We start from the raw sequence: 24,166 nt of genomic DNA on the forward strand, positions 1-24,166 counted from the left end.
TATTTAGTATGATGAAGATCAATAGAGCGTACTAGTAAACTACGTCATCATTAAAAATAATATTAGTGGATTAAACAATTTTTTATTTATTTCTTTCCATAAATTCAACCACTCGCTTCATTGTTGGTTCAAAGTAAGGATTCCAACTTAATCTAGCACTAATGGTGTCATCATCAAAAAGTTCCCACGCAGCGTGCGTTAACGTCGGCATTTTAGGGCAATCTACCTTATAGATTTCCCCCTCTTGACTATCTCCACACTGGCGCATCAAACCCGTCCTACCATAAAGTGGGTTATCTGGGCGGTATAGCACAGAGATATGAGAGCCACTTTGTATATAAAACTCCGGTAACTTCATAGGAAATTTAACAAATCTTGGATCACTATAATCCCTATCACCAAACCAAATAAGTTCAGATTCAGGGGAGCTAAAACGTGCTTTGAACAAATCATATACGCCTTTAGCATCGATAAGCTCATCACTTTCAGCAATCATTAAGATCGCAGGAACGTTTAGCGCATTGCTCTCTAGCTGATCTTGTACATCAACCGCACTTTGATAGTAAAGTGCAGCACCATCCATTGCTAGCGAATCGTAGCGAGAATAATTCTGTTCTTTTTCAATGCTGACCCAATCGACAAAATGGCTGGCGAAACCTGCTAGCCCAGCAAACGGATCTTTAGGTATGAATGCCGGCGAAAACAAAATTAAGCCTTTAATATCTCCATCAGTGCTGGCGAAACTGGTCACCAAATTAGTGCCGGTCGAAAACCCACCTAACCAAACTGCATCCACATCTTGACGTAGCAGTACTACCTGGTGAGCCACCGCCTTTGTCCAATCTTCATACATCGGGTTCATTAAGTCCGCGGGTCTAGAACCATGCCCCGGCAATAACATCACATGAACCAAGTAGCCCTTTTCTGCAAGATAAGGCGCTATATCAATAAAAGAGTAAGGGGAGTCCCCTAATCCATGCACTAACAGCACACCTTCACCATTAGGCACTTCTGGTTCTAATTTATATGGACTCACCGCATCCATTTCCCGTTCGTAGCCCGCGCCATGAAAAACACGGTACTCATCTAGCCAGTCACGAGTTTGCGCTGCATATTGATTAAACGTCCCTTGTTGATACGGTGCTAAAGCGCCGGAGCTCTGGTACATTTGAGGATTAGCCTCAATGATCCGGTGGCTACACCCGCTAAGCACAATCACGAATAAAGCGACAATAACCCACTTGCCTGAAAACGAACGTCGAACCACCGGTACTTCCTTATGTTAATTGCCTAAGTAGAACGCAATCGCTTAAATAATATCGCTTAAACAAGGCTAGTTATTCGATGCCTGATGATCTCGGAAGTATTGCATTGCATCCATCACATCCCCGTTTGCCAATGTACATTGCTGACTTGTCGCCTCATATACACCCTCCGTCGCTTCGCAGTAACGCTGGGCTTGGGATTTATCATTGCTATCGCTGTGCTGCTCTCGGTAATACGTCCATGCATCAACTGACTTTCCTGAACTCAACAGGCATTCTTCTGTTGCTAGGTCGTAGCTACCATGCTGTTCACAAAACACAGCAGCGGGGTTTGCCATATTCAGTTTTCCTTCATCTTTCACTACCTCAGACTTTGCACAACCGAATAAAGCCAAGCTTGATAGCACGGTCATTGATACGAGTGATTTCATTATTTTTACCTTTTCGATATGTGAACAACGCAGACCCAATTAAGAAAACGCGATTTTAGGTCCTACTTCCGTGCCAATGACATATGACTCAGAGACTGGCAGGTTTACCAATGAGCAGCGCTCATGTCTAATCATTGTTGCGACGCAAACGCTGTCTGTTAACAATCAAACTTATTCAAGCTATCTATTACATCTGATCCTACAACCACCTAACGTTCGCTAAATTACATACTCACTACACTAGATATTCACTAAAAAGCACACGCTCTCACTAAACCCTAGATGAAATCTCAACTGATTCAACTCAGGCTTGAATTTTAATACGTCAGATGTTACAAAATCACACCGCTCAACCACACTTGTCATAAGCCTCCCCCTTCGGCTTTATCTCTTTATCGATATAGCAACGCCTTTGACTATATCTCTAGATAATATCAACCAATATCGCTACTCAGATTGAGAAGGTAACAGTAGGTAATTTACTTGTAACTGACAGCAGATCATCGACAATTCATGAGTAAATTATTAATAGAGGAATCTCTACTCATGAACGGTTTTCGATTATGGCATTTTGCCCAAGCATCGCTTGGAATCGTCCAATGGGTTGGCATCGCCATTCTGCTCAACCCTATCATTATAGAAAGAACCTCGAGCGGAGCATTGTTGGGGCAAGTCATGGCCCTAATAGGTGGCGCAGGGCTACTTGCACCATTGATTGGTGGAGTTGCAGATAAATACGCTTGTCACCGAATCATGCAAAGAATGGCGCTGTTCATTCATATTATCGCGCTGCTTATCCTCTATTTTGCAGAAACGACCATGCCTATTTATTGGACGGTTGGCATTCTTATCGGAATTGGTAGCGTCAGTCTATTGGTACTTAATCCAACGTTTGTTCTCGCGTCTAGTCAAAACCAAGAACAAGAGGGCCGTGGTTTAACTAGTCTATTTCAGTGCCAATTCTTTGGCATTATTGTGACGGGTGTTCTCGTAGCCATTGCCGAAAACTTTGCTGTATCCAGCGATAATCAGCTGCTCATACTGCTTGCGCTTGTTGTTTGCGTGCTGGTTGTCGTCTCCATTGCCCCTCCACCTAGTGTCAACGTGTCAGAAATTACCTCTGAAACCGAGACTAACGAAAACACCATTCAAGGTGCGCCAAAGAAATTCCTACCATGGGTACTGTTTCTTTTGGCCGTGTTTTTCTCTATGTTTCTCTCGTCAAACCTTATGGAGCTCGGTCCTCTTCTCATCAAAGAGGTTTACCATGTTGAAATTGGTAACTCCGCGCTTGGTATGGCTGCCTCTGCATTTATCAGTATTTTCATGCTGGAGTCGGCTGGCAGATGGATGCAAAAAAGTGGCCCTTTTAATGTCTGGTTTACCGCACAAATTGTCTACTTAGTTATTGGCTCACTATTTTGGTTTACTGCAGGGAAAGACGTACATAGCCTTATCCCTATCGCTTTACTCGTAGTACTTATGCAAGCAATGTCTTGGAACGATATGATCATCCCTGCTATTGCAGGCCGATTAAGTCCAGCGTCACCTGCGCTAACCCAGGGGTTGCTCATGCTTTGTATGGCCGGTGGGTTCGGTGTTGGCGCTATGCTAGCGGGTATGTCGATTGACCAATTTGGTTATGCTTCGGTATTTACCCTCTCTTTGTTCGGCATTGTGGTTGCTTTAGCCTGTATCGTGCTATTAACGCTGTCGTCTAAATCATCAGTAATGAAAACAAGTATGGCTCAATAACCTTTAAACCTTCATTTTGGTCACCGACCTACCGCTGGCACTTTTTCGCAAACAGGCAACAACCTGCCTGTTTGCGCACTCTCTCCCACCCTTAATCTTAATGTATCACGTCACTTAATATGATTACGGTTGGTCATCCAGTATTGGTTCTAGAAGCAGAGGTCAATAGACCCATTTACCACCAGTCTCCCTATATCTCTGATTTACAACCCTGTAGATTGTTGAGTACACCGGTCAAAATTTTCACTGGATAGACCATTCAATCCAATTACTCATATATAATTCGCTCAATTGCGTTTAATCGAAGAGTATTATGTTTCTAACACCTTACGTATCAACCACCAACGACCATTTTGAGTTCACTCGCCAGCAAGCCAGCCACTTTGCAAAAATAGTCGCCGGTGACTTCAACCCTATTCATGACGAAGACGCAAAACGCTTCTGCGTACCTGGCGATTTATTATTTGCGGTATTACTGCAAAAAGAAGGCATTAGCCAGAAAATGCGCTTTGATTTTTCTGGTATGGTCGCCAATGGAACACCGCTGAGTGTTAGTAAAAAGTGCGATACCGAAAGCTCACTTGTTGACAGTAACGATAAAGAATACCTACATATGACTCGCGAAGGCGCAATCAGTCATGATCAGGCTTTCATTGAACACGTGGTCACGAACTATGTGCAATTTTCTGGTATGAACTTCCCACACATCATGGTGCCCTTAATGCAAGAGCAGCAAATGATGATCAACTGCCAGCGTCCTCTGGTTATCTATGAAAGTATGGAAGTTGAATTTTCTCGCATCGATCTTAAACATCCTGAAGTTGAATTCACAGGCGCGACATTTGATGTCGAAGGCAAGCGTGGTTTAGTTACGCTTAACTTTTCTTTTACTGAAGATGGTGAAGTAGTTGGTAAAGGAATGAAACGAATGGTCGCCACAGGGTTAAAGCCTTACTGTGATGACGCCGTCGCGGATTTAGTTGAACGTTTTAATCAACGAAAAGCAGATTTTATCGAACAAAATGGGGCACTAGTCTAAACGATATATAAGCGCCAGCTGATGCTGGCGCTCGCCTTAGTCCACAGGCTATAAGCAAGAAAAGCCACTTAAATCCAGCGCCTAACCTTAGCTTTATAATCTCTGTATCCTGTTCCAAACTTTTCCTCTAAAATTCTCTCTTCCGGTTTAATCTGAAATCGAGTCATATAAACAATAAACAATAAACTGACGAGGAGACCCAGCACATCTTCTAAATAAACGCCCCAAGCCAATAATAAACAATACAGTGCGACATACATGGGGTTTCTTGTCACCGCGAACACGCCAGAATCCACAACTTTACTGGCTTTGTATGGCCGAGTAGGATCAACGGTAGTACTTAAACGATGAAACTCTCTTACGCCCGACACACCAAAGTAACCACTGACTAGGACAAGCAGTCCGATCCAAACCTCTTTCAAAGGAACATAGAGAAACAGCCAAGTGCTATCAACCGCATGAATGCCGTACATTGCTACAGAAAAAATAACGAAAACCACCACCGGCGGTACTTTAAGCTCTAACTCTTTTAGCATTGCTTACCCCTTTAACGAAACCGCTATTGCCACTGCGGTAAGATCGCTCGACAAGCCCAACACTTGAACAGCAAGACCAGTTTATGGCTTGTAAACTGGCCAATAACACAGCAATTAGGCTATTAAACGTAAATAACTAGACAACGTTAATCAGACGCAATATCGCTTGTAGAGGATGCTGAACTGGCTGATCTTCAAAGCGCTTCACTTGGCTACGGCAAGAATACCCTGTCACTAAACAGCGTTCTTTCGGCAAAGCCGCCATCTGCGGCTTCCAACTGAGCCCATAAATATCTTTCGACATCTGTAGCTTATCTGACTCATGCCCAAACGTGCCCGCCATACCACAGCAACCTACTGGTACTGTGTGCAATACGCCGCCAAAGTGCTTAAAAATAGAGCCCCACTCCTTCTCTGCATTTGGCATCTTAGTTTTTTCTGTACAGTGCGCAAATAGATACCAGGGTTCTTTATCACTAGAAGGCGATGAGCTGAGTGTATTCATCAACGGCAATAACCACTCATGCACAGTCAGGACATCAAACTCACCGCGTTTTTCTTCAAGGATCTCAACGTATTCATCGCGGTAACAAAGAACAAGCGCCGGGTCGACACCAACCAACGGAATATTGAGCTGTGCGACTTGCTGTAAGAAGTCCGCGGTGGATTGAGCGCCTTGTGCAAACTGCTTTAAAAATCCTTTGATATGCGCCGCTTTGCCATTTGGTTTAAACGGCAATATAACGGGTGTTTTGCCGAGTACGAACGCAAGCTTAACAAAATCTTCTACTACCGCAGCATCGTAGAAACTGGTAAATGGATCTTGAACAATTAAGACATATTCCGCTCGCTGAGCATCCGTCAGTTTTGACAATTTCTCTAAATCAAACGCTTCTATTAGCTGCGCCTTCATTCGCTGCTCTAGAGTTGGTACAGACAACAAAGGTGCGTCAACATAGCCAACAGTTTTAGCCGTTAAAGATTGAACCCACGGTTGCTTGAGCGCGAAGTTTATCGTCTTGGGCATTTTTGCCATATAAGGCAGCAATGTCTCAATGTTTGCCACTAAATAATCTTTCGCAGGGCGTTGATAGCGAGTGTAGTACAAGTTCAAAAAACGAGCTCTAAAGCTAGGTACATCGACTTTAATTGGGCACTGACTAGCACAAGCTTTGCAAGCTAAGCATCCGTTCATCGCATCGTACACTTCATGCGAAAAATCATATTCATGACGTTTATTCAGTGTATTACGCCACTTTTCGATCAAGCCTTTTGCGCTGCTCGTGTATTGGGTCTGATTTTCTAACTCAATCACGTCGAAACCCTGTTCAGACAGCTGTCGAAGCCACTCCCGAACCATGCCCGCTCGCCCCTTCGGAGAGTGACGTCTATCCGCTGTCACCTTCATAGATGGGCACATAGGCGATGCCGTATCATAGTTAAAACACAGGCCATTACCGTTACACTCCATGGCCTGAGAGAAACTATCACGAACTTCTATCGGAATTTGGCGATCGTACGTGCCTCGTTTAACATCTGAAACCTTAACCAATTCGTCTTGGCTATCAAGCGGTGTACATATCTTGCCTGGGTTCATCTTGTTGTGCGGATCAAATGCTGACTTGATGCGACGCAACTCATTAAAAAGCGTCTCGCCGAAAAATGCTGGGCCATATTCTGAGCGAAATCCTTTGCCATGCTCTCCCCACATTAAGCCGCCATACTTTGCCACCAGCTTCACGACTTCGTCCGACACTTGATGCATCAACGCTTCTTGTTCCGGGTCACACATATCCAGTGCAGGGCGAACATGCAACACACCCGCATCAACATGGCCAAACATGCCATAATGCAATCCATGTCCATCGAGTAAAGCGCGAAACTCATCAATAAAATCCGCTAAGTTTTCTGGTGGCACGCAGGTATCTTCCGCAAAGGCAATCGGCTTAGCGCTGCCTTTTACCGCGCCAAGCAAACCAACGGCTTTTTTACGCATGTTATAAATTCGACCAAGACTGGCAACATCACTCGTAACTTGGTAGCCAATAATGCCACCCTTCTCCGTTTTCAGCATGTCATCAAGTTGCGCGGTTAACTGCTCTACACTAAGGCGAACGTCTTGCTCATCTGCGCCTGCGTACTCAACCATATTGATGCCGAGCATCTCTTTACCCGGCACATCGGTAATTAAGTCGCTCACCGTATGCCAAATAATATCTTGCTTAGCTAAATTGAGAACTTTTGAATCAATGGTTTCTACCGACAATGCATTGGCTTGAACCATAAACGGTGCATTTCTTAATGCCGCTTCAAACGTGTTGTATTTAACATTGATCAAGGTTCGTGCTTTAGGAATAGGGGTCAGGTTCAGCTTAGCTTCGGTAATAAACGCGAGCGAGCCTTCCGCGCCACACAGTATTCTGGTGATATCAAACGAATCACTTTTCGGATCAAACGCGTTTTTAAGGTCATAACCCGTCAAGAAACGATTAAGCGCAGGAAATTTCTCATCAATAAGTGGTCGATGCTCACGGCACACTTGTTCAGACACCGTTAATGCTGTCGAGACGAAGTTATCATCTTCAGAAAACCCGAGAGAACCATCACTTTCTAGTACTGAACCGTCAGCCAATACCGCCTGTAGAGACAATACATGATCCGATGTCTTACCATATTTTAATGACCCTTGCCCCGACGCGTCGGTATTAATCATTCCGCCAACAGTAGCTCGGTTACTGGTTGATAAATCCGGGGAGAAGAAATAGCCGTATGGGCGAACCGCGTCATTAAGCGCATCTTTGACCATTCCGGTTTGAACTCGAACCCAGCCCTCAGCCTCATTAACCTCCAAGACCTGATTCATATGACGAGATAAATCGACCACAATTCCAGAAGTCAGTGACTGACCATTTGTTCCCGTCCCTCCACCGCGAGGGGAGAATTGAATCGACTTAAATGGGTCAGTATTGGCGAGATGGGCAATAATTTGAACATCATTGGTTGTCTTAGGGTGAACCACCGCCTGTGGGAGCACCTGGTAGACACTATTATCCGTTGCCACCGCAAGGCGACTTGAATACTGCGTTTCAATGTCGCCAGAGAAGCCTTGTTGATTAAGCTGATCAAGAAAAGCGATCACTGTAGGATTAATATCAGATTGAGAACTGAGTCTTGGTAACATTTTGCTTCCTGCCCCTAAACATGCTGATCCACTCAGCAAGGGAGTATTAAAAAGTGATGATGCATCTAACCATTAGCGCTCATTAATCACAGGCTTAAACCGTGATTTCTTGAGTTTTTTTGTAGGTGCGTACTAATTTTACTTATCTCTTCACTTTACAACAATTAAAAGTGTGATCAAATCGCAATCTCATCGCAATTGTGCATCGTTTATATCTTTTCAAGATGTTTCCTTCATGCCAAACTCGGCACTATCAAGGAAGCAGACATTCAATAAAGCGGTATCTCATGAAAAAAACTAAGGTTATCACCACGGAAGACATCCTTCTTAAGCTATGCCAATCCGTATCACACGTACTTACATCAGCAACGCAATCTAGTGTCACATATTCTGCCATGGTGCAAAAAATCACCAAAACCACACTCAAACCCGATTTTGGTTGTTTTGTGTTATTTGACGGTGGTTTTTCTGGCCTTGTTGTCATCAACTTCACTTCTCAAGCCGCTCTAGAAGTCTATTCAAACTACATGCGCAGCATGGGTATGCCTGAAGAAGAGCTCGCCATTCACCATAACGCGGACGAAGTCGGCGATGTACTTGGCGAACTAATGAATCAACTGGTTGGTGATTTCACCAACAAAGTGAGAAAAGAACTGCAAACCAATATCACGCAAAACCAACCTAAGATGCTGGCGATAAACAAACAGGTCGTGCTATCGGTTGATACTAACTTAGAACGCCCACAAGCAAGACGCGTCACGTTCTCAACGGCAAACAACAATATCTTTTATTTAGAGTTTGCGATGGATAAAACCGAATTCATCCAAATGGAAGAGTTTGAAGTGCAAGCCGATGAATCCCCTGATGCGATTATTGAACGAGCAATAAAAGATAAAGAAACAGAAAAAATAGCAACAAAGCAAGATAGTACAAGCCAAGACTTGTTAGATGAACTAGGCATCTAACTACGTGGTTTTTGTCTCTCTCCCCAAAGGTTAGCCTTTATGAGAGCCCCTAAGAGAACACCTCTACGGCGCTCTCTTAGGCACTGTGCCACCGAGTAATCTCATACTTCGTCTAAAAAACGCGTCAGGTAAATCCAAACCCATGCTTCCCCTTTCCTCGGAAAATCGTTAAAATAGTGCCCTTTTTCTTTCGCGGTACAGAGAACTCACATTGTCGATGGATAAACAAAAAGCCCTTAAAAAAATTGCTAAATGCCTTGAACTAGGTAACTCAGCGAACGTCAATGAAGCCGCAAATGCGATCAAAATGGCGCATAACCTCATGCTGAAGTATGGGCTGGATAAAGATGACATCGAGTTCATCAAAATGGGGAAAACCCAATCGACACATTTGTTGCCAGCTAATATTAGTTCCACTCTTCTACGCGTTATTCGTGGTATTAACACCAAATTTGGCGTGGAGGCCGTTTTGCTTAATCACAAAGGACTCAAACGTGTTGAGTTTATTGGTGAGGCCGATCGAGCGATCTTCGCAGCGTTCGCATTCGATATTATCTATCGAGAAATGAATGAACATACTGGGCAGTTTAGAAATGGGTTTGCGGGCTCTGGCACGTCAACGACGGAAGTCACTCGACGCGTTAACTCCTTTGTCTCGGGTTGGATAGAAGGCGCACTAGAAAAACTGCCAATCATTACCCCCGACGATGAGTCAAACAACAAAATTAACAATTACATCGACAAAGAATTTAAAAATATTGACCGTGAGACGTTCAAACAACAGCTTAGAGATGCAATGAAAAACATTACGGCCGATTATGAAGTTGGACTAAAAAAAGGCCGTAAGCTCTCAGTAAATCGACCAATCAATGGCGCTCAAGCACCGAAAATGCTCAAATAGCATTACCTGTAATTCGTTATTATTAAGGAAGATAATGACTCAGCTGCTTTATCGAACATGGTCAATGACCATGCGTGTCATTGTCTTGTGTGCTGCACTACACACTTCAGCCCTCGCTAGTGCCATCGCTTCTTTAGAACAACAAGCCCTGCTTGATGACGCCGATGCCCAGTACCAACTGGGCCTTGCTTACGAAACGGGGCAAGGTGTTCAACAAGATCTCAGCAAAGCCAGCCACTGGTATCAACAGGCTAGCAATAATGGTCACCTTAATGCGACATACAACTATGCCCAAGCACTCGAATATGGAAGAGGAATAACACAAAACGCGTCCCGTGCTGCCCTTTTATACACCAAGCTAGCGGTGTCTGGTGACATAAGTACCTATGGCAAACTTGCTAAACTCTATCGCGATAATAAGGTGCACATTTCAGCCACGGACCAAGCCGTACTTTGGTATTCTTTAGCCGCTGAACAATCGACTGTCTTTGAGGCTGATCTTGAGTACGCGCTGCAACAGCAATTTAACGAACGACAGCGCCGCCAAATAGACGCATTGCAACAGCAAGAAGAGATAACCACAGCAAAAACCACACTCACAGCCCCCTCAGCACCAACAAACCCTCAATCTAATCATCGCAACACTATGCAGAGCAATAACAGTACGATGTCTTGGAGCACCCACTTCATATATTGGGCAGTGCTCTTGCTCGTTGTGACAGTTGCTGGCTACTATCTAATGCAATTCAAACGTTCTCTATCGCTCGAACGTCGTGGTGACCAACGTTTACAAGATGCTTTCCAAGCTCAGCAACGAACCATTGCAAAACTCCAGCATAAATTAAAAGTAACACAAACCACACCAAAGACTATGTCTACGAAGCCGCCATCAAGCGCATTTGAAGAAGCGTATTTGCGATTTGGCTTTTCGGCCACCCAACGAAATCAGCTTACCCCTACTCTGCTTAAATCTCGCTATAAGCAACTCTCTCGCATTTTTCATCCTGACATCCAAGGTTCTGAAGACGAAATGAAGCAGCTCAACATCGCATTTAAAACGCTCATGCGACATGTTAAACCGTCTCAAAAAATTCATTAAAACTCGCACCGTTCTCACTAATACTTATAAAAGCACAATAAATGAAACAATTATTTAACATTACGCGCCATTTCATGTCATAATCAGTGGTGAGAATAACACCCAGCATTAAGGGTGGGGAGAAAAAATGTATACGTTCACCATTGAAGGTTTTTGTGATTGGTGCCAGAAACCAAACTATGTGACTAAGCACCAATATGTCGACGGCAAGTGTCATTTCTCATGTGAGGGGTGCGTCAACTACGCCGCGATGGATGTAAGGCAATTTAATCAAGCGGAGTTGGAATACAGAGACTCCCTGTGTAAATCTTAGCTTTGTTTCAAGCGCCTCTTTTAAAAAAGGGGCGTTATTACTTCTACTCAATATCTACTCGCCATACTCCTCTGCTACGTTCACGCACCACTCATAGGCAAATCAAACACCACAACATCGCTACACCCACTGCCGCTATTTAAACCTCCGCCCTTAGTAAAGCGAACTACCGTCTCTACCGCGACCGACAATCGTTACGCGACTCCCATTATTACGGGACTGACCATAATGACGCTAACGACAGTAGTCGTGTGATTAACAATTAGTCTCGTGATTAGCAATTAGTCTCGTGATTAGCAATAGTCTCGTGATTAGCAATAGTCTCTTGATTAGCATTAGTCACACGATTAACAATAGTTAAGCCGTTACGGACAGACTCCCTCCATACAGTAGTTATACAGTGCTTATACAGTACCTCAACGCTATTACGTCTATTCCCGAAAGCTATTTTGCTCGACATCACATTTACCAAAATTATAATCACTTATATATCAATGATTTAAATAAATTCCGCAAATAGATTTAAAAAACACATTGACCTTTTTGCGCCTTAAAACTACTGTATAAGCATACAGCATGTATAAAAGGACAGGTTTATGTTGCGAGATACTGAAATTCTTAACCCACTGAACATCCACTCACGTCGTGACGTGACGGCAAAAAAAGCACTGCCGCCTTACCCACGGGCAATGGCAACCAATGTACTCAGTCAGGTATCTCAGCTCGCTTCAAAACATCAATGGATACTACTCACGGCAGAATGTCCTCGCCCCACCATGGCGCAAATTTCTCATTATCAAGAGCTTGGTAACCATATGGTGCAAATGAAACCATCACTGCACTTAAGCCAGACACAAGTTATCGAAAAAGCCATTCAATCAGGTAATGCCTGTGCCATTATTGCCCATGGTGACTTTTCATCCGATAGCCAGCAGCACTTACAACAGCTTGCACAGCAATATAACTGTGAAGTTATTTTTCTTGCGCCCTCTCCTTATTTACACTAACTCCTCTTTTAAAACATCGATACAGCCTAGAAATGGCGCTTTTATGAACGGACAAGAAAGATAAATAAGAAAACAAAGCAAACGTTTGCTTTTGTGATGGAAGCAAGTCTGAATTCTGGTATGATGCGGGGAAAAGTGAGCATTTAGTTGCTCTTTCTTCTTTGTCGCCTTTACTGCGACGCCAACGTTAGATAGGAATGTCTCAATGAGTCTCGCTGATCAAGTCCTTGCTGTAAACGATGATCTCCCAATTCGTACCGATAAGCCTGTGCATAGTGGCAAAGTACGTTCAGTCTATTGGTTAACCGAAGCAGATAGTCGCCGCCTGATTAAAGATAAAGGTTATGATGTGGCTGAAGATGCCCCTCTGGCTATTATGGTAATCAGTGACCGTATTTCAGCATTTGATTGTATCTGGCATGGTGAAGGTGGACTAAAAGGCGTTCCTGGTAAAGGGGCTGCACTCAATGCCATTTCCAATCATTGGTTTAAGCTTTTTAAAGAGAGCGGTCTGGCCGATAGCCACATATTAGATATCCCTCATCCATTTATCTGGATCGTTCAAAAAGCCAAACCCGTCATGATTGAAGCGATTTGCCGTCAGTACATCACGGGCTCTATGTGGCGTGCCTATGCGCAAGGCGAGCGAGAATTCTGTGGTATTACCCTCCCAGAAGGATTAAAGAAAGATTCTAAACTTGACGACGTACTCATTACTCCGTCAACAAAAGGAATTTTACGTGATATCCCGGGTGTACCAGAAGCTGATGACGTTAATATCACTCGCGACAATATCGTCGATAACTACTCAGCCTTTAACTTCTCTGACATCGCAGGTGTCGCGCAATACGAAAAATTGCTAAAAGAAGGTTTTGCCGTCATTAGTGGCGCGCTTGAGAAAATTGATCAAACCTTTGTCGATACCAAGTTTGAATTTGGCTACGTGACAGATGCAAGTGGCAATGAGAAATTGATCTACATGGATGAAGTAGGCACGCCAGATTCATCTCGTATTTGGGATACTACGGCCTATCAAGACGGTAACATCGTCGAAAACTCTAAAGAAGGCTTTAGACAGTTTCTACTTAACTACTTCCCAGACCCTGATATTCTGCTAAACAAAGAACGTATGCCGGAGCGAGAAGCGTTAGCAATCAATAACGCTCTACCGCTTGACGCACTAACCAGCGTATCTGAAACCTATATTGGTATTGCAGAGAAAATCACCGGACAAAAAATTGTATTAAGCGATAATCCTAAGCAAGAAATCATTGATATTCTTCGCCGCGATTATGATTTGATCGCTGACTAATTTCTCGTTCAGTGGTCACTAACATATTAATAATAAAGAGAGGGGGTAGATGCCCCTCTCTTTTCTTTCCGTTATGACGATACTTTAATTGCGACGATATTTAATTACGACGATAGTATGATCGTTAGCGCGTCATCATCGCTGTCTAACAAAACCTCGCTTTGAGTTTTTGTCTGAATCTCTTCTAATTGCTCGACTTCTAATGAATAAGGCATCACGACTCTAAGGCGAGTGATTTTTTCCTCACGAGCCAACCGAATCAAGCGAATCAAATTACGTTCATCACTTTGTCGGGTTGAAAGCGTATTGAGTGCTTCTTTCCACAAACGTGAGTCTACATCCTCTGACCCTTTTGCGTTCGCTTTCCAAACCTCGCCAAAAATAGGTGCGACGGAGCTTAATGCTTCTAGAAACGTCCACTTCTTACTGCAAGATGCGCCAAGAAAGCTTGTATAGTCGAATTCAATTTCCGTTAGGATCTCATTACTCATCACCACTCCTGCTTACAGAATGTTATATAGCTATAATTGTCCAACAGTCGGCATATAGCAATAGGATATATTAAAATCATCTTTTATTACTTCAACGGCGATTCAATGGTGATATAAAAAGCGAACTCGCAACATAATAAGAACAAAGGCGCATCAGATTGCATAATCTTATTTAACCGATAGCGTTTGCGAGACTGACCTCTTTAATCGGCCTCCAACTTGCTTGGCAACACCACCAGCATGTTCATGATAACGACACAACGATAATGCAAAGCATCACTTATCTTAGGTCAATTACTCGGCTCGCTTTTTTATAACGAACTCGCCAACCTTGCCACGCTGGTAGCTCTTTACGCATTGGATCAGCCTTTCTACTGCCACCGTTGAAGTGAACCTGGACGAGTTTACTGCGCCCAAAATATTCCACATCCAATTTCAAACCACTTAATTGAATGATGAGAGGAAAACGAGCGGCAAAGTCTTGGTATTCCCAGTTAGGAATGCCTTCGACAATAAAATCACCGTCATCCAATAGTTCAAGGTCACTCATCGATTCCACGCCCAGTGAACTCAAACTATCAAATAGCCATTGCTCAACGGTGATCGCCGAGGCTACTTTCTTGTGCTCCGCCAATCCCAATTCTTGATAGAGCTGCCAATGCTGTAACTCGCTTTTAATACGTTGAGCTAACGCAGGAAAAACCGTCTTACTCATGATGGCATTGACCATCATGGTTAATGCACTGCCATCCTCAGGTTCTGACAACCGCGTTGTAATCACCCTTCCAGCGTACTGCAATTCATCGAGGTTTTTGAGACCGTGTTCCGTATTGACCGTTTCTTTTGTCTGCCACTGCCCAACTCCTGAGAGTTCAATCAACCTCATGCTGACGGGCATAACAGCAGTGGCTAAATTCATTGTTTCCCTTACGCCGCGTCCCGGCAGGCTGTGAATAGAAAAGACTAACGCCCCTTCCGAGTTGGGTTTAAGCCGACTTTGCCGCCCAAGAAGCACCTCCATATCACCATTACCCAACGCATCTTTACGTCGCTTACGGCGAACGAATAACAGTTCGCTGTTCGCCTGAATGCTTGCCAGTATCCATTCAGAGATATCGTACCGTGACGCAACCTCCCTTGCGGGCAGTTTAAACACGTCTCGCATCTGCTGTGAGAGACCTTGAGCTTCCTTTAAGGCTTCCGCATTAATGGTAATCCCGTTAAACACCTTGCCACGAACCAGTCCCACTAATAGCGTAGCGTCGCAGCCCCTTGGCTCTTGTTTATCCAACGCTTCAAGCACTTCTTCATTACGAGAGAGCTGGTACACGTTGCCTGTTGTACACAACGCCGCCGTTAGGTCGATCATTGCTTCTTTTAATGCGTTAGTCGGCATCTTAGCGATCAGATGTGCGTATAAGGTATCAACAGGTAACGGGGCGAGCTGACGGCCATGCTCGGTGATACCAAACTCATTGATTACTCCAAGTTCCGTTAAATGCTGGCTAGCTTGTTCTAGCGATTTCACGGGAATAGCGTCGATAAAATCTAACCGCTCTAGCGATTGCCCACACACTGCCGCAACAAGAGCTGGTTCCACAACGGACTCTCGCTGAAGTTCTGGCGGCGTCACGGCAGCAAGGGCGGCATGCTCTCCATACAAACGTACGCACTGCCCATTCATCACGCGCCCCGCTCGCCCACTTCTCTGTTTAGCACTGGCTTTGGAAATATGAGATAGCATCAGCGTAGTACGACCGTTTCTTTGAACATTACGTCGCTCGAGACCTGAATCGATAACCAATTCGATATTCGGTATTGTTAGCGAGGTTTCGGCCACGTTCGTCGCCAAGACAATCTTACGTTTGGCCTGCTTTGTCATGGCTAGCACACGTTCCGTGTCTGTAACCGCCGCATATAAGGGTGCGATAAGAATATCGTATTGCTCAGCAATGGATCGCAACATAGACGCCGTTTGCTGAATTTCCTTGCGACCGGGGAGAAACACCAACACATCGCCGTTTAATGTAGGCCAATAACGCTCAACCGTTTCTTTGATTCTCTGCTCTAAATCTCGACTGTCTGGTAACTGGCGACTATCGGTTCGCACATGCTGAAGCGTGACGTCATAGTGGCGTCCCTGGGCCACCAAGCGTTGCGCGCCAAAATACCCAGCAAGTTTTTCCCCTTCAATTGTCGCCGATGTGATGACGGTTCTGTGGCTCTGTGCCTGTTTTAATAGCGCCACCAATAAATCGGTATCCCAGCGTCGTTCATGAAATTCATCAATAATGACAATATCAAAACCAGCCAGTTGATTTTCCGCAAACCAACGCAAAGCGACGCCCGGCGTGACAAACACCACACGAGAGCTATCTTGGTAGCAAGTTTCGAGCTTTATCGCATAACCCACACTAACACCTACCTTTTCAGATAGCGTTTCTGCGACAAATCCAGCCAGCGAGGTACACGCTATTCGACGCGGTTCAACTACCAGTACCCGACCTTGTGTCATCGCCCATAACGGCAAACGTGTCGATTTACCCGATCCTGTTTCAGCCTCAACCACCAAATCGTGTTGAGTAAGTAACTGTTTAAATTCGGTTTCAATGCTATCAATTGGGAGAGAAATCATAACGGCGCTAAGCAATAAGTATTGGGAAAGTGAGTATAACGAGGGTCACACGAAGTTTCGAGGTTCATCACCGTACTTTTCCCGAGTGGAATACAAGTCGTTAACAAAACGTCATCGCGATATGGCTAATTATATGGTAAATTACGTCTCTCAATTGTGCTCAATTCCGTCTCCACTGTTCCCAAACAGGTAACCCATGAACAACAATAAACGACCGCTTTATATCCCATATGCAGGCCCTGCCCTACTTAGTACGCCTCTTCTTAATAAAGGCAGCGCTTTTAATAACGAAGAACGCATGTCTTTCAACTTAGAAGGGCTATTGCCAGAAACGACTGAGACTATTCAAGAACAAGTCGACCGTGCGTATAAGCAATATACAAGCTTCGAAAGCGACATGGATAAGCACATTTATCTTCGTAACATTCAAGACACTAATGAGACGCTTTTTTACCGCTTGGTTCAAAACCATATTTCAGAAATGATGCCTATCATTTACACCCCGACCGTTGGGGCAGCGTGTGAAAACTTCTCAAACATCTATCGTCGTGGACGCGGCTTGTTTATCTCTTACCCAAATCGTGACCGTATTGACGACTTGCTAAACAATGCTCGTAACCATAACGTCAAAGTTATCGTTGTTACGGATGGTGAGCGTATCTTGGGATTGGGAGACCAGGGCATTGGCGGCATGGGGATCCCTATTGGGAAACTGGCACTTTATACGGCATGTGGCGGAATTAGTCCTGCCTATACGTTGCCGATCGTGCTCGATGTAGGGACCAATAATCCACAACGTCTTGCGGATCCTATGTACATGGGTTGGCGTCATCCGCGTATTACCGGCGATGAATACCGCGCGTTTGTGGAAGACTTTATTCAAGCTGTCCAGCGCCGCTGGCCAGATGCGCTCGTTCAATTTGAAGACTTCGCACAAAAAAATGCGATGCCACTACTCGAGCGCTATAAAGATCGAATCTGTTGTTTTAACGATGATATTCAAGGTACTGCTGCGGTCACCGTGGGTTCTCTGCTCGCGGCATGTAAAGCGGCAGGCAGTAAACTGTCTGATCAACGCATTACTTTCTTGGGTGCGGGCTCTGCGGGTTGTGGTATTGCTGAAGCAATTGTGGCGCAAATGGTCTCTGAAGGCATCTCTGATGAACAGGCGCGTTCACAAGTCTTTATGGTCGACCGCTGGGGCTTATTGCAAGAAGGCATGCAAAACCTTCTCGACTTCCAACAACGTTTGGTTCAAAAACACACTAACACTGCCGACTGGCAAAGTGAAAACAGTGGTTTCTCGCTACATGATGTCATTAAGAATGGTAAGCCAACAGTATTAATTGGCGTATCTGGTGCGCCAGGTCTGTTTAGTAAAGAGATCATCCAAGAGATGCATCAACACTGTGAACGCCCAATTGTGTTCCCGCTTTCAAACCCAACCAGCCGTGTTGAAGCAACACCTAATGACATTCTTCGTTGGACCAAAGGTCAAGCATTAGTCGCAACAGGCAGCCCTTTTGACCCTGTTGTTGTTGAAGGTAAAACCTACCCTATCGCGCAATGTAACAACAGCTACATTTTCCCTGGTATCGGGCTTGGTGTACTCGCCGCTCAAGCATCACGCGTAACCGATGAAATGTTAATGGAGTCTAGCCGTGCGTTGGCCGAATGTTCGCCATTAGCACAAAAAGGCTTTGGGCAATTATTACCACCATTAGAAGAGATTCATTTAGTGTCTAAACGCATTGCGTTTGCCGTTGCTAAAAAAGCCATCGAGCAAGGCGTTGCTAAAGAAACCTCTGACGAGACGCTTCGTGAAGCGATTGAAGAAAACTTCTGGCAGCCAGTGTACCGTAAGTACAAGCGCTCAGCGTTCTAAACGGAATACACTTCACACTTAGCGGATTACTCACACATAGGCTCTTGTTTACAAGGGCCTTTTTTTTGTTTAATAACTTCGTTTTTCGACTCCATTTTCCCGAATACGTAAGGATCTCCCCTATGTTCCACATCTTCTCGCCCGGTGGCCAATTTATCTCTCCCTATCTTTTTGAAGTTTCAACGGCACTTGTTGCTTGCGTACTTGTCGTATTAGGGGCAGACATTAACCGTTTGATGCGAAACGCATTACGAAACACAAATTTCGCAATTCGCACGGTCTGCTTTATACTACTTAACGCATTTGGCTATGGGCTAGTCATCATAAAAGCAACGCCCTTGTTAGCTGATGTTTTGGATAATACCGAACCCGGCTTGATGTTCAGCATTGTGGTTCTAAGCTTTGTGAGTATAGGCATTTGGGCTCAAAGGAATCGTCAGATTTAGTGACCTTCAGATTTAACAAGGAAACGTTGTTCTCCGCATCCATGTTCTCTTTCATCAAGAGAGGACTTCGTATTGCTTGTTATACCGTCATCCTATTCGTTGTCTTTGTTGTTTCCGTTGACCGTTGGGTCAGCTGGCAAGCGGAAGACCGCATTCTCACATCTATTGAAGAGATAGATAATGTGCAGGTAGCCGTCGTGTTAGGCACCAGTAAGTACTTAGGGCGTACGCTCAATGAGTATTATTCACATCGTATCGAAGCAGCCATTGATCTTTATAATGAAGGAAAAGTGTCACACTTTTTACTGAGCGGAGATAACGCCCACCGCTCGTACAACGAACCTTGGACAATGAAGCGTGATTTATTAAGAGCCGAAGTACCCGACCCCGCCATTCACCTCGACTATGCAGGTTTTAGAACCCTAGACTCCATTGTTCGAGCTAAGAAGATCTTCGATACCGATGACTTTCTCATCATTACGCAAAAATTTCATTGTGAACGAGCACTGTTTATTGCACGTTCTTACGATATCAATGCTACATGCCTTGCTGTATCTGGTCCCACATCAAAATCAGGCTTCTCCATTCGTCTTAGAGAAGTCTTTGCTCGGACAAAAGCGTTCTTAGATTTATATATCATGAATACACAACCCAAGTATTTGGGTCCTAAAGAGCCCATTATTTCTGAAGAGGACGCGATGGGAAACGAAATAATAACTACTGAACCAATGTAACCGCCACTCAACCCTTAATTATCAAGAAGACTTCATTATCAAGAAGACTTCATTATCAGCAACACGGGTTGAGCAACGAATCAGCCAGCCACGACACAATTCCTTCCCGCTTGTTTAGCGTGATACAAGTGGTTGTCTGCTTGAGTGATCGCGCCATAAACATTGTCCGCGTACACCTCTGACACACCAATGCTACACGTCAACGGGTCGCCGTGAACCCATAAATGACTGCTCACTTTCTGGCGAATTTTTTCAGCTTCCTGTGTAGCATGCGCCCTGTTCTTGCTAATACAAAAAATAACAAATTCTTCGCCGCCCCAGCGAACCACAATGTCTGGATCAGTGATAAACTCCGACACTATCACCGCAAATTCACGTAACACATCATCCCCCACACTGTGTCCGTAGGTATCATTGATCGGCTTGAAGTTGTCAATGTCGATAAAAAGAATACTCATCACGCTAGATGAAGTGCTTTTCTGATGGCTATCCAACCACCCTCTTACCGCATGACGGTTTCGGATCCCCGTGAGGGCATCTTTATGCGCTAACTCAGCAAACATGATATTTTCACTGACCAACCTTTGATTGAGGCGCGCCAAGTGAGCGGTTCTTCGCTGCGAACGATCAATATCTCGCTGATGCTTTCTAAACTCCCACATAATCAAACTGATGGCAGCAATAACCCAAATAACAAGTAGTATTAAGAACAACGCTTCACCCTCAATGTAGCGCCCTATCAACGTGATATTCTTAATCGTTATTTGGTGGTCACCCAGCGCAGAGTTTGACCCCGTCGCCAATTCAAACTTGGTAACATTACGGTATTCAGGAGACGCGAATTCAATGGGGATTTTATTGTCAACCAACCACCACGTCATCACCTGAAAGTTTTTGATTGGGATCGACAACCTCTCGCTGTCATGATTAAGCGTAATACCGTTGTACTTATGGGTATACTCATCTTCAAGGTTTGAATAGGCGGGGTTGTAGTTTCTAAAGTAAAGGCGCAACGATTTTTCGGCATTAAGCGGTTGGGGGTAATCCAGTTCAATTTCTAACGTATGATAAGCAGACAGATCTTTTCCTTTTGATGCATCGCCACTTAAGTGAATCGATAGCCCGCAGTAAGGCCAAGGGTAGTCACTGCTTTTTAATTCACAATTGAGTTGTGTTTGATTGTTACTGGCTGTCAGCGTCGACTGGCTTTGTCCCCCATCTTGTTGATCGTTGGTGGCAAAGCGTTGAAATTGCTTAGACATTAACACCAGCCGTTTTTGGTCTCCCCATAATTGAAAAGACTGAACAACAGCCACCGTAATAACAACCAGTAGCAGGAGAGTTTGATAAGGGAACTTCATGAGGTGGTGCAAAACTCGTTAACTAGTACGTCAATAACTTACCGTTTGGCTTTATGATTCGCAATCATCAAATCCCGATACCATGAAGCCTCTCGCTGTATCCGGCGCTTAGTGTTGACATTTTTGAGTGATCTATAAATTACTGGTTGTGGGGGAGCGGTTTAATCCGCGAACAAAAGGGTTCTTACCTTTCTCAAATTGTCTATTTCGAATATCCGACCTTGATTTTGGTCAGTAGCCCTTAGGTACAATCATCACCGTATGAAGCACTGGTTTAGGGATGATAACAAAAAGGTCTTCGACCTATGTCGAAGACCTCTTCAAGTACATATTACCCTGTCCTACTAAACAATCTCAAAATATCCATCGTTTCCGATTATATACTCAACATTTTTTACAATAGTAAACACATCATTCGCCGTACCTTCATCACGGTTCACATCGAGAGAGCTATCAAATACTTTGTACTCTTGTTTATAGGCGGCTCCGTTTACTTCAAAAGATATATTCGCTATCGCAGCGTCAAACACCAATGAATCTTGACCGTGCCCGCCATTTACATAATCTTGGCCGCCACTTGCGTAGACGGTATCGTCACCGTGCATCACATTAATAATATCGTCGTAGTCAGTACCCGTGACTTCCTCTTGACCTGCACCCGTCGACTTATCGTTGTAGGTCATACCATGACCTAAGCCACTGAAGTCGATAATGTCGTCACCACGAGTACCGTTTAATATTTCAACATTTGAAACCGCATCCGTTGATGTGACAGCAGAACCTTGCAACGTCTCAACATTAAACGTATCGCTATCAACGACCGTTACTTTTAAGGAGTCAGCATTCTTGTAAGTATCATTATAGGTAAGCGTATCAATGCCTTCTGCTCCATCTATAACATCACTGTCAGCATAAATTGCTAAGTGTGCTGGTGCCTTTTGGTCAGCATAAATAGTGTCATTACCCGCACCTGCATGTATGTAATCTTGACCATCACCACCGTCTAACGTGTCATCGCCTCCCTGATACGTGAACCCAACGCCATTGTCGCCAAATAACACATCATTACCGGTGCTACCGGTGAGATCATCATGACCATGAGTACCAATAAGCATGGAATCCACACCCTCTGCTGCTTTAAGATTGTCGTAGGCATTGTGACCTGTTACTAGTGTGTACGTTCCTTCTGAAAAGGTGGCTTTTTCAACATTACTCAGTTGATCCTTGCCGTCACGTCCACCAATTGTATCTGTGACAGTGAGGCGATTTTGAAAATGATACTCTAGGTAAGACCCACTAAATATCGCAGTATCGACTCCTTCTCCACCATTGAGGTTGTCATTACCAGCACCCCCATGAAGAATATCATCGCCTCCTCCGCCATTTAGGTTATCGTTGCCACCTTGGTAGGTAAACCCGACACCATTGTCGCCAAGTAATACATCGTTACCGGCACCCCCGTTTAAGGTGTCATCACCAGTAAACCCAACCAATAACGTATCTGTATCGCTAGCGGTCAGATTATCAACCGAGTTGTGTCCACGTAGAAATGCATACTCACCATCAGCAAAGGAAAAGATTTCGGTATTTTTGACAAAATCATTACCGTCTCGTCCGCCGAATAAATCTCTTACTTCCGTATTACCGCCAGACTGATGTAAGAAGTTATAGTCCAATACTGAACCACTGAATACTGCCTTATCGATTCCTTCGCCGCCATCAAGACGATCATTACCAGAACCACCATGGAGAATGTCATCGCCTCCACCGCCATTTAGGTTATCGTTTCCGCCTTTATAGGTAAAACCAACACCATTATCACCAATCAAGACATCATTGCCGGTGTTGCCAGTGAGGTCATCATGACCATGAGTACCGATCAAAAGAGAGTCGACTCCCTCTTCGGCTTTCAAGTTGTCGTAAGCATTGTGGCCAGTGACTAGCGTATATGTCCCATCTGCAAAGCTCGCTTTTTCTACACTTTTATCAAGTTGGACCACACCATCACGATCATCAACGGTATCTGTCACGGTTAAACGATTTTGATAGTGATAATCGAGGACTGAGCCCTCAAATACTGGGATCTCGCCAGAGAGAATACCTACAATATCATGTTGAACATCACTAAAATTTGTTTCTTCACTGCTTTGAATAATACGCTGAATATTTACATTATCGGCGACCCCATTAAGGGTAATGGTTGTCCCTTTATTTCCATTTCCGACATCGGCAAAAAAGGTCAACACTAAGTCACTACCATCGACACTCATAGTAAGCTTATTAGCCACGGCAGAATCAACGAATGCATCTGCTTTTTCTAGGCCTGACGCACCTTCCTCAACCTCTAATTCACCACCTAAGAATTTGTTATCAAGTTTATCCACTTTGCTATCAAGCTTTTCGTCCACTCTACCTTCGTGTCTTTCATTACGTGATAAATCGTTTTCTAACACAAAGTGCTTACGGTCGAGTAAGAACTGTAAGTTATCAGTGCCGACTTCAAAGTCGGTGATAGTATTATTTCCACCATGGGTGATACGCATAGCAAATGTATCCGCACCTGCACCACCCTCTAAGCTGTCGTCACCTACACCGCCAAATAGCGTATCACTGCCACTACCACCGATGATTGTGTCATCACCTCTATTTCCTTCTAAAACTAGGTCTTTATTCGCTGCTGAGGCATCAAGTGTGTCATCGCCCTTAAACCCTCTAACATGTGTATTTGTGACAGAATCATTTATCGTAATTGTTTCAGAATCATGCTTATTCGCTCTGTTATTTGCCGTACTCATTGCTCTATTCCTTTC

At 44.3% G+C, this 24,166-nt stretch carries 19 protein-coding genes; 11 read left to right on the plus strand and 8 right to left on the minus strand.

The window, feature by feature from the left end; translation table 11 throughout:
* Window positions 1-82 precede the first annotated feature (82 nt).
* Both MD535_RS01520 and MD535_RS01525 read right to left on the minus strand, forming a co-directional pair.
* Window positions 83-1,168, minus strand: coding sequence for an alpha/beta hydrolase (locus MD535_RS01520; RefSeq protein ID WP_265673143.1), 1,086 nt, complete (start codon window positions 1,166-1,168; stop codon window positions 83-85).
* Between the two features lie 165 nt (window positions 1,169-1,333).
* Window positions 1,334-1,696, minus strand: coding sequence for a putative hemolysin (locus MD535_RS01525; protein WP_265673144.1), 363 nt, complete (start codon window positions 1,694-1,696; stop codon window positions 1,334-1,336).
* A 546-nt stretch (window positions 1,697-2,242) separates the two neighbouring features.
* Between MD535_RS01525 and MD535_RS01530 the strand changes: the two genes are divergently transcribed.
* On the plus strand, window positions 2,243-3,451 hold the full coding sequence (locus MD535_RS01530) for an MFS transporter (RefSeq protein WP_265673145.1): 1,209 nt from the start codon (window positions 2,243-2,245) through the stop codon (window positions 3,449-3,451).
* Window positions 3,452-3,764: 313 nt separating this feature from the next.
* Window positions 3,765-4,490 carry a DUF3581 domain-containing protein gene (locus tag MD535_RS01535; RefSeq protein WP_265673146.1) on the plus strand — a complete coding sequence of 242 codons (726 nt, stop codon included), beginning with the start codon at window positions 3,765-3,767 and terminating at the stop codon, window positions 4,488-4,490.
* Between the two features lie 68 nt (window positions 4,491-4,558).
* On the opposite strand, the gene MD535_RS01540 is transcribed toward MD535_RS01535, so the two are convergent.
* Both MD535_RS01540 and ydiJ read right to left on the minus strand, forming a co-directional pair.
* Window positions 4,559-5,026: a methyltransferase family protein gene (locus MD535_RS01540; RefSeq protein ID WP_265673147.1), complete on the minus strand. Its 468-nt coding sequence runs from the start codon at window positions 5,024-5,026 to the stop codon at window positions 4,559-4,561.
* Between the two features lie 136 nt (window positions 5,027-5,162).
* Window positions 5,163-8,207, minus strand: a complete 3,045-nt coding sequence (gene ydiJ / locus MD535_RS01545; RefSeq protein ID WP_265673148.1) for a D-2-hydroxyglutarate dehydrogenase YdiJ — start codon at window positions 8,205-8,207, stop codon at window positions 5,163-5,165.
* A gap of 287 nt (window positions 8,208-8,494) precedes the next feature.
* Here ydiJ and MD535_RS01550 point away from each other — a divergent pair, with 287 nt between their 5' ends.
* The 6 genes from MD535_RS01550 to MD535_RS01575 all read left to right on the plus strand — a co-directional run bounded on the left by MD535_RS01550 (window position 8,495) and on the right by MD535_RS01575 (window position 13,804).
* The gene (locus MD535_RS01550) at window positions 8,495-9,172 is read left to right on the plus strand and encodes a DUF3334 family protein (RefSeq protein ID WP_265673149.1); all 678 of its coding nucleotides are present in this window, start codon (window positions 8,495-8,497) and stop codon (window positions 9,170-9,172) included.
* Between the two features lie 217 nt (window positions 9,173-9,389).
* Window positions 9,390-10,073, plus strand: coding sequence for a DUF2786 domain-containing protein (locus MD535_RS01555; RefSeq protein WP_265673150.1), 684 nt, complete (start codon window positions 9,390-9,392; stop codon window positions 10,071-10,073).
* A gap of 34 nt (window positions 10,074-10,107) precedes the next feature.
* Window positions 10,108-11,172 (plus strand): J domain-containing protein, encoded by a 1,065-nt coding sequence (locus tag MD535_RS01560; RefSeq protein ID WP_265673151.1) that lies wholly within the window; start codon window positions 10,108-10,110, stop codon window positions 11,170-11,172.
* A gap of 127 nt (window positions 11,173-11,299) precedes the next feature.
* Window positions 11,300-11,485 (plus strand): hypothetical protein, encoded by a 186-nt coding sequence (locus MD535_RS01565; RefSeq protein WP_265673152.1) that lies wholly within the window; start codon window positions 11,300-11,302, stop codon window positions 11,483-11,485.
* A 596-nt stretch (window positions 11,486-12,081) separates the two neighbouring features.
* Window positions 12,082-12,492 carry a hypothetical protein gene (locus tag MD535_RS01570; protein ID WP_265673153.1) on the plus strand — a complete coding sequence of 137 codons (411 nt, stop codon included), beginning with the start codon at window positions 12,082-12,084 and terminating at the stop codon, window positions 12,490-12,492.
* A 205-nt stretch (window positions 12,493-12,697) separates the two neighbouring features.
* Entirely contained in the window at window positions 12,698-13,804 is a 1,107-nt protein-coding gene (locus MD535_RS01575) for a phosphoribosylaminoimidazolesuccinocarboxamide synthase (RefSeq protein ID WP_265673154.1), read from the plus strand.
* A gap of 104 nt (window positions 13,805-13,908) precedes the next feature.
* Here MD535_RS01575 and MD535_RS01580 read toward each other — a convergent pair whose 3' ends face one another.
* Window positions 13,909-14,295 carry a transporter gene (locus MD535_RS01580; protein WP_265673155.1) on the minus strand — a complete coding sequence of 129 codons (387 nt, stop codon included), beginning with the start codon at window positions 14,293-14,295 and terminating at the stop codon, window positions 13,909-13,911.
* A 280-nt stretch (window positions 14,296-14,575) separates the two neighbouring features.
* On the minus strand, window positions 14,576-16,930 hold the full coding sequence (locus MD535_RS01585) for a helicase-related protein (protein WP_265673156.1): 2,355 nt from the start codon (window positions 16,928-16,930) through the stop codon (window positions 14,576-14,578).
* A gap of 196 nt (window positions 16,931-17,126) precedes the next feature.
* Here MD535_RS01585 and MD535_RS01590 point away from each other — a divergent pair, with 196 nt between their 5' ends.
* From MD535_RS01590 to MD535_RS01600, 3 genes are all read left to right on the plus strand, one after another.
* Window positions 17,127-18,815: an NAD-dependent malic enzyme gene (locus tag MD535_RS01590; RefSeq protein WP_265673157.1), complete on the plus strand. Its 1,689-nt coding sequence runs from the start codon at window positions 17,127-17,129 to the stop codon at window positions 18,813-18,815.
* A gap of 122 nt (window positions 18,816-18,937) precedes the next feature.
* Window positions 18,938-19,261: a DUF3392 domain-containing protein gene (locus tag MD535_RS01595; RefSeq protein ID WP_265673158.1), complete on the plus strand. Its 324-nt coding sequence runs from the start codon at window positions 18,938-18,940 to the stop codon at window positions 19,259-19,261.
* Window positions 19,261-19,995, plus strand: a complete 735-nt coding sequence (locus tag MD535_RS01600) for a SanA/YdcF family protein (protein WP_265673159.1) — start codon at window positions 19,261-19,263, stop codon at window positions 19,993-19,995. Before MD535_RS01595 ends, MD535_RS01600 begins: the two co-directional genes overlap by 1 nt.
* 80 nt (window positions 19,996-20,075) lie before the next feature.
* On the opposite strand, the gene MD535_RS01605 is transcribed toward MD535_RS01600, so the two are convergent.
* Window positions 20,076-21,257, minus strand: a complete 1,182-nt coding sequence (locus tag MD535_RS01605; RefSeq protein ID WP_265673160.1) for a GGDEF domain-containing protein — start codon at window positions 21,255-21,257, stop codon at window positions 20,076-20,078.
* Window positions 21,258-21,700: 443 nt separating this feature from the next.
* On the minus strand, window positions 21,701-24,151 hold the full coding sequence (locus MD535_RS01610; protein ID WP_265673161.1) for a calcium-binding protein: 2,451 nt from the start codon (window positions 24,149-24,151) through the stop codon (window positions 21,701-21,703).
* Between the last annotated feature and the right edge of the window lie 15 nt (window positions 24,152-24,166).

Source organism: Vibrio qingdaonensis, from assembly GCF_026191675.1.
GTDB classification, from domain to species: Bacteria; Pseudomonadota; Gammaproteobacteria; order Enterobacterales; family Vibrionaceae; genus Vibrio; species Vibrio qingdaonensis.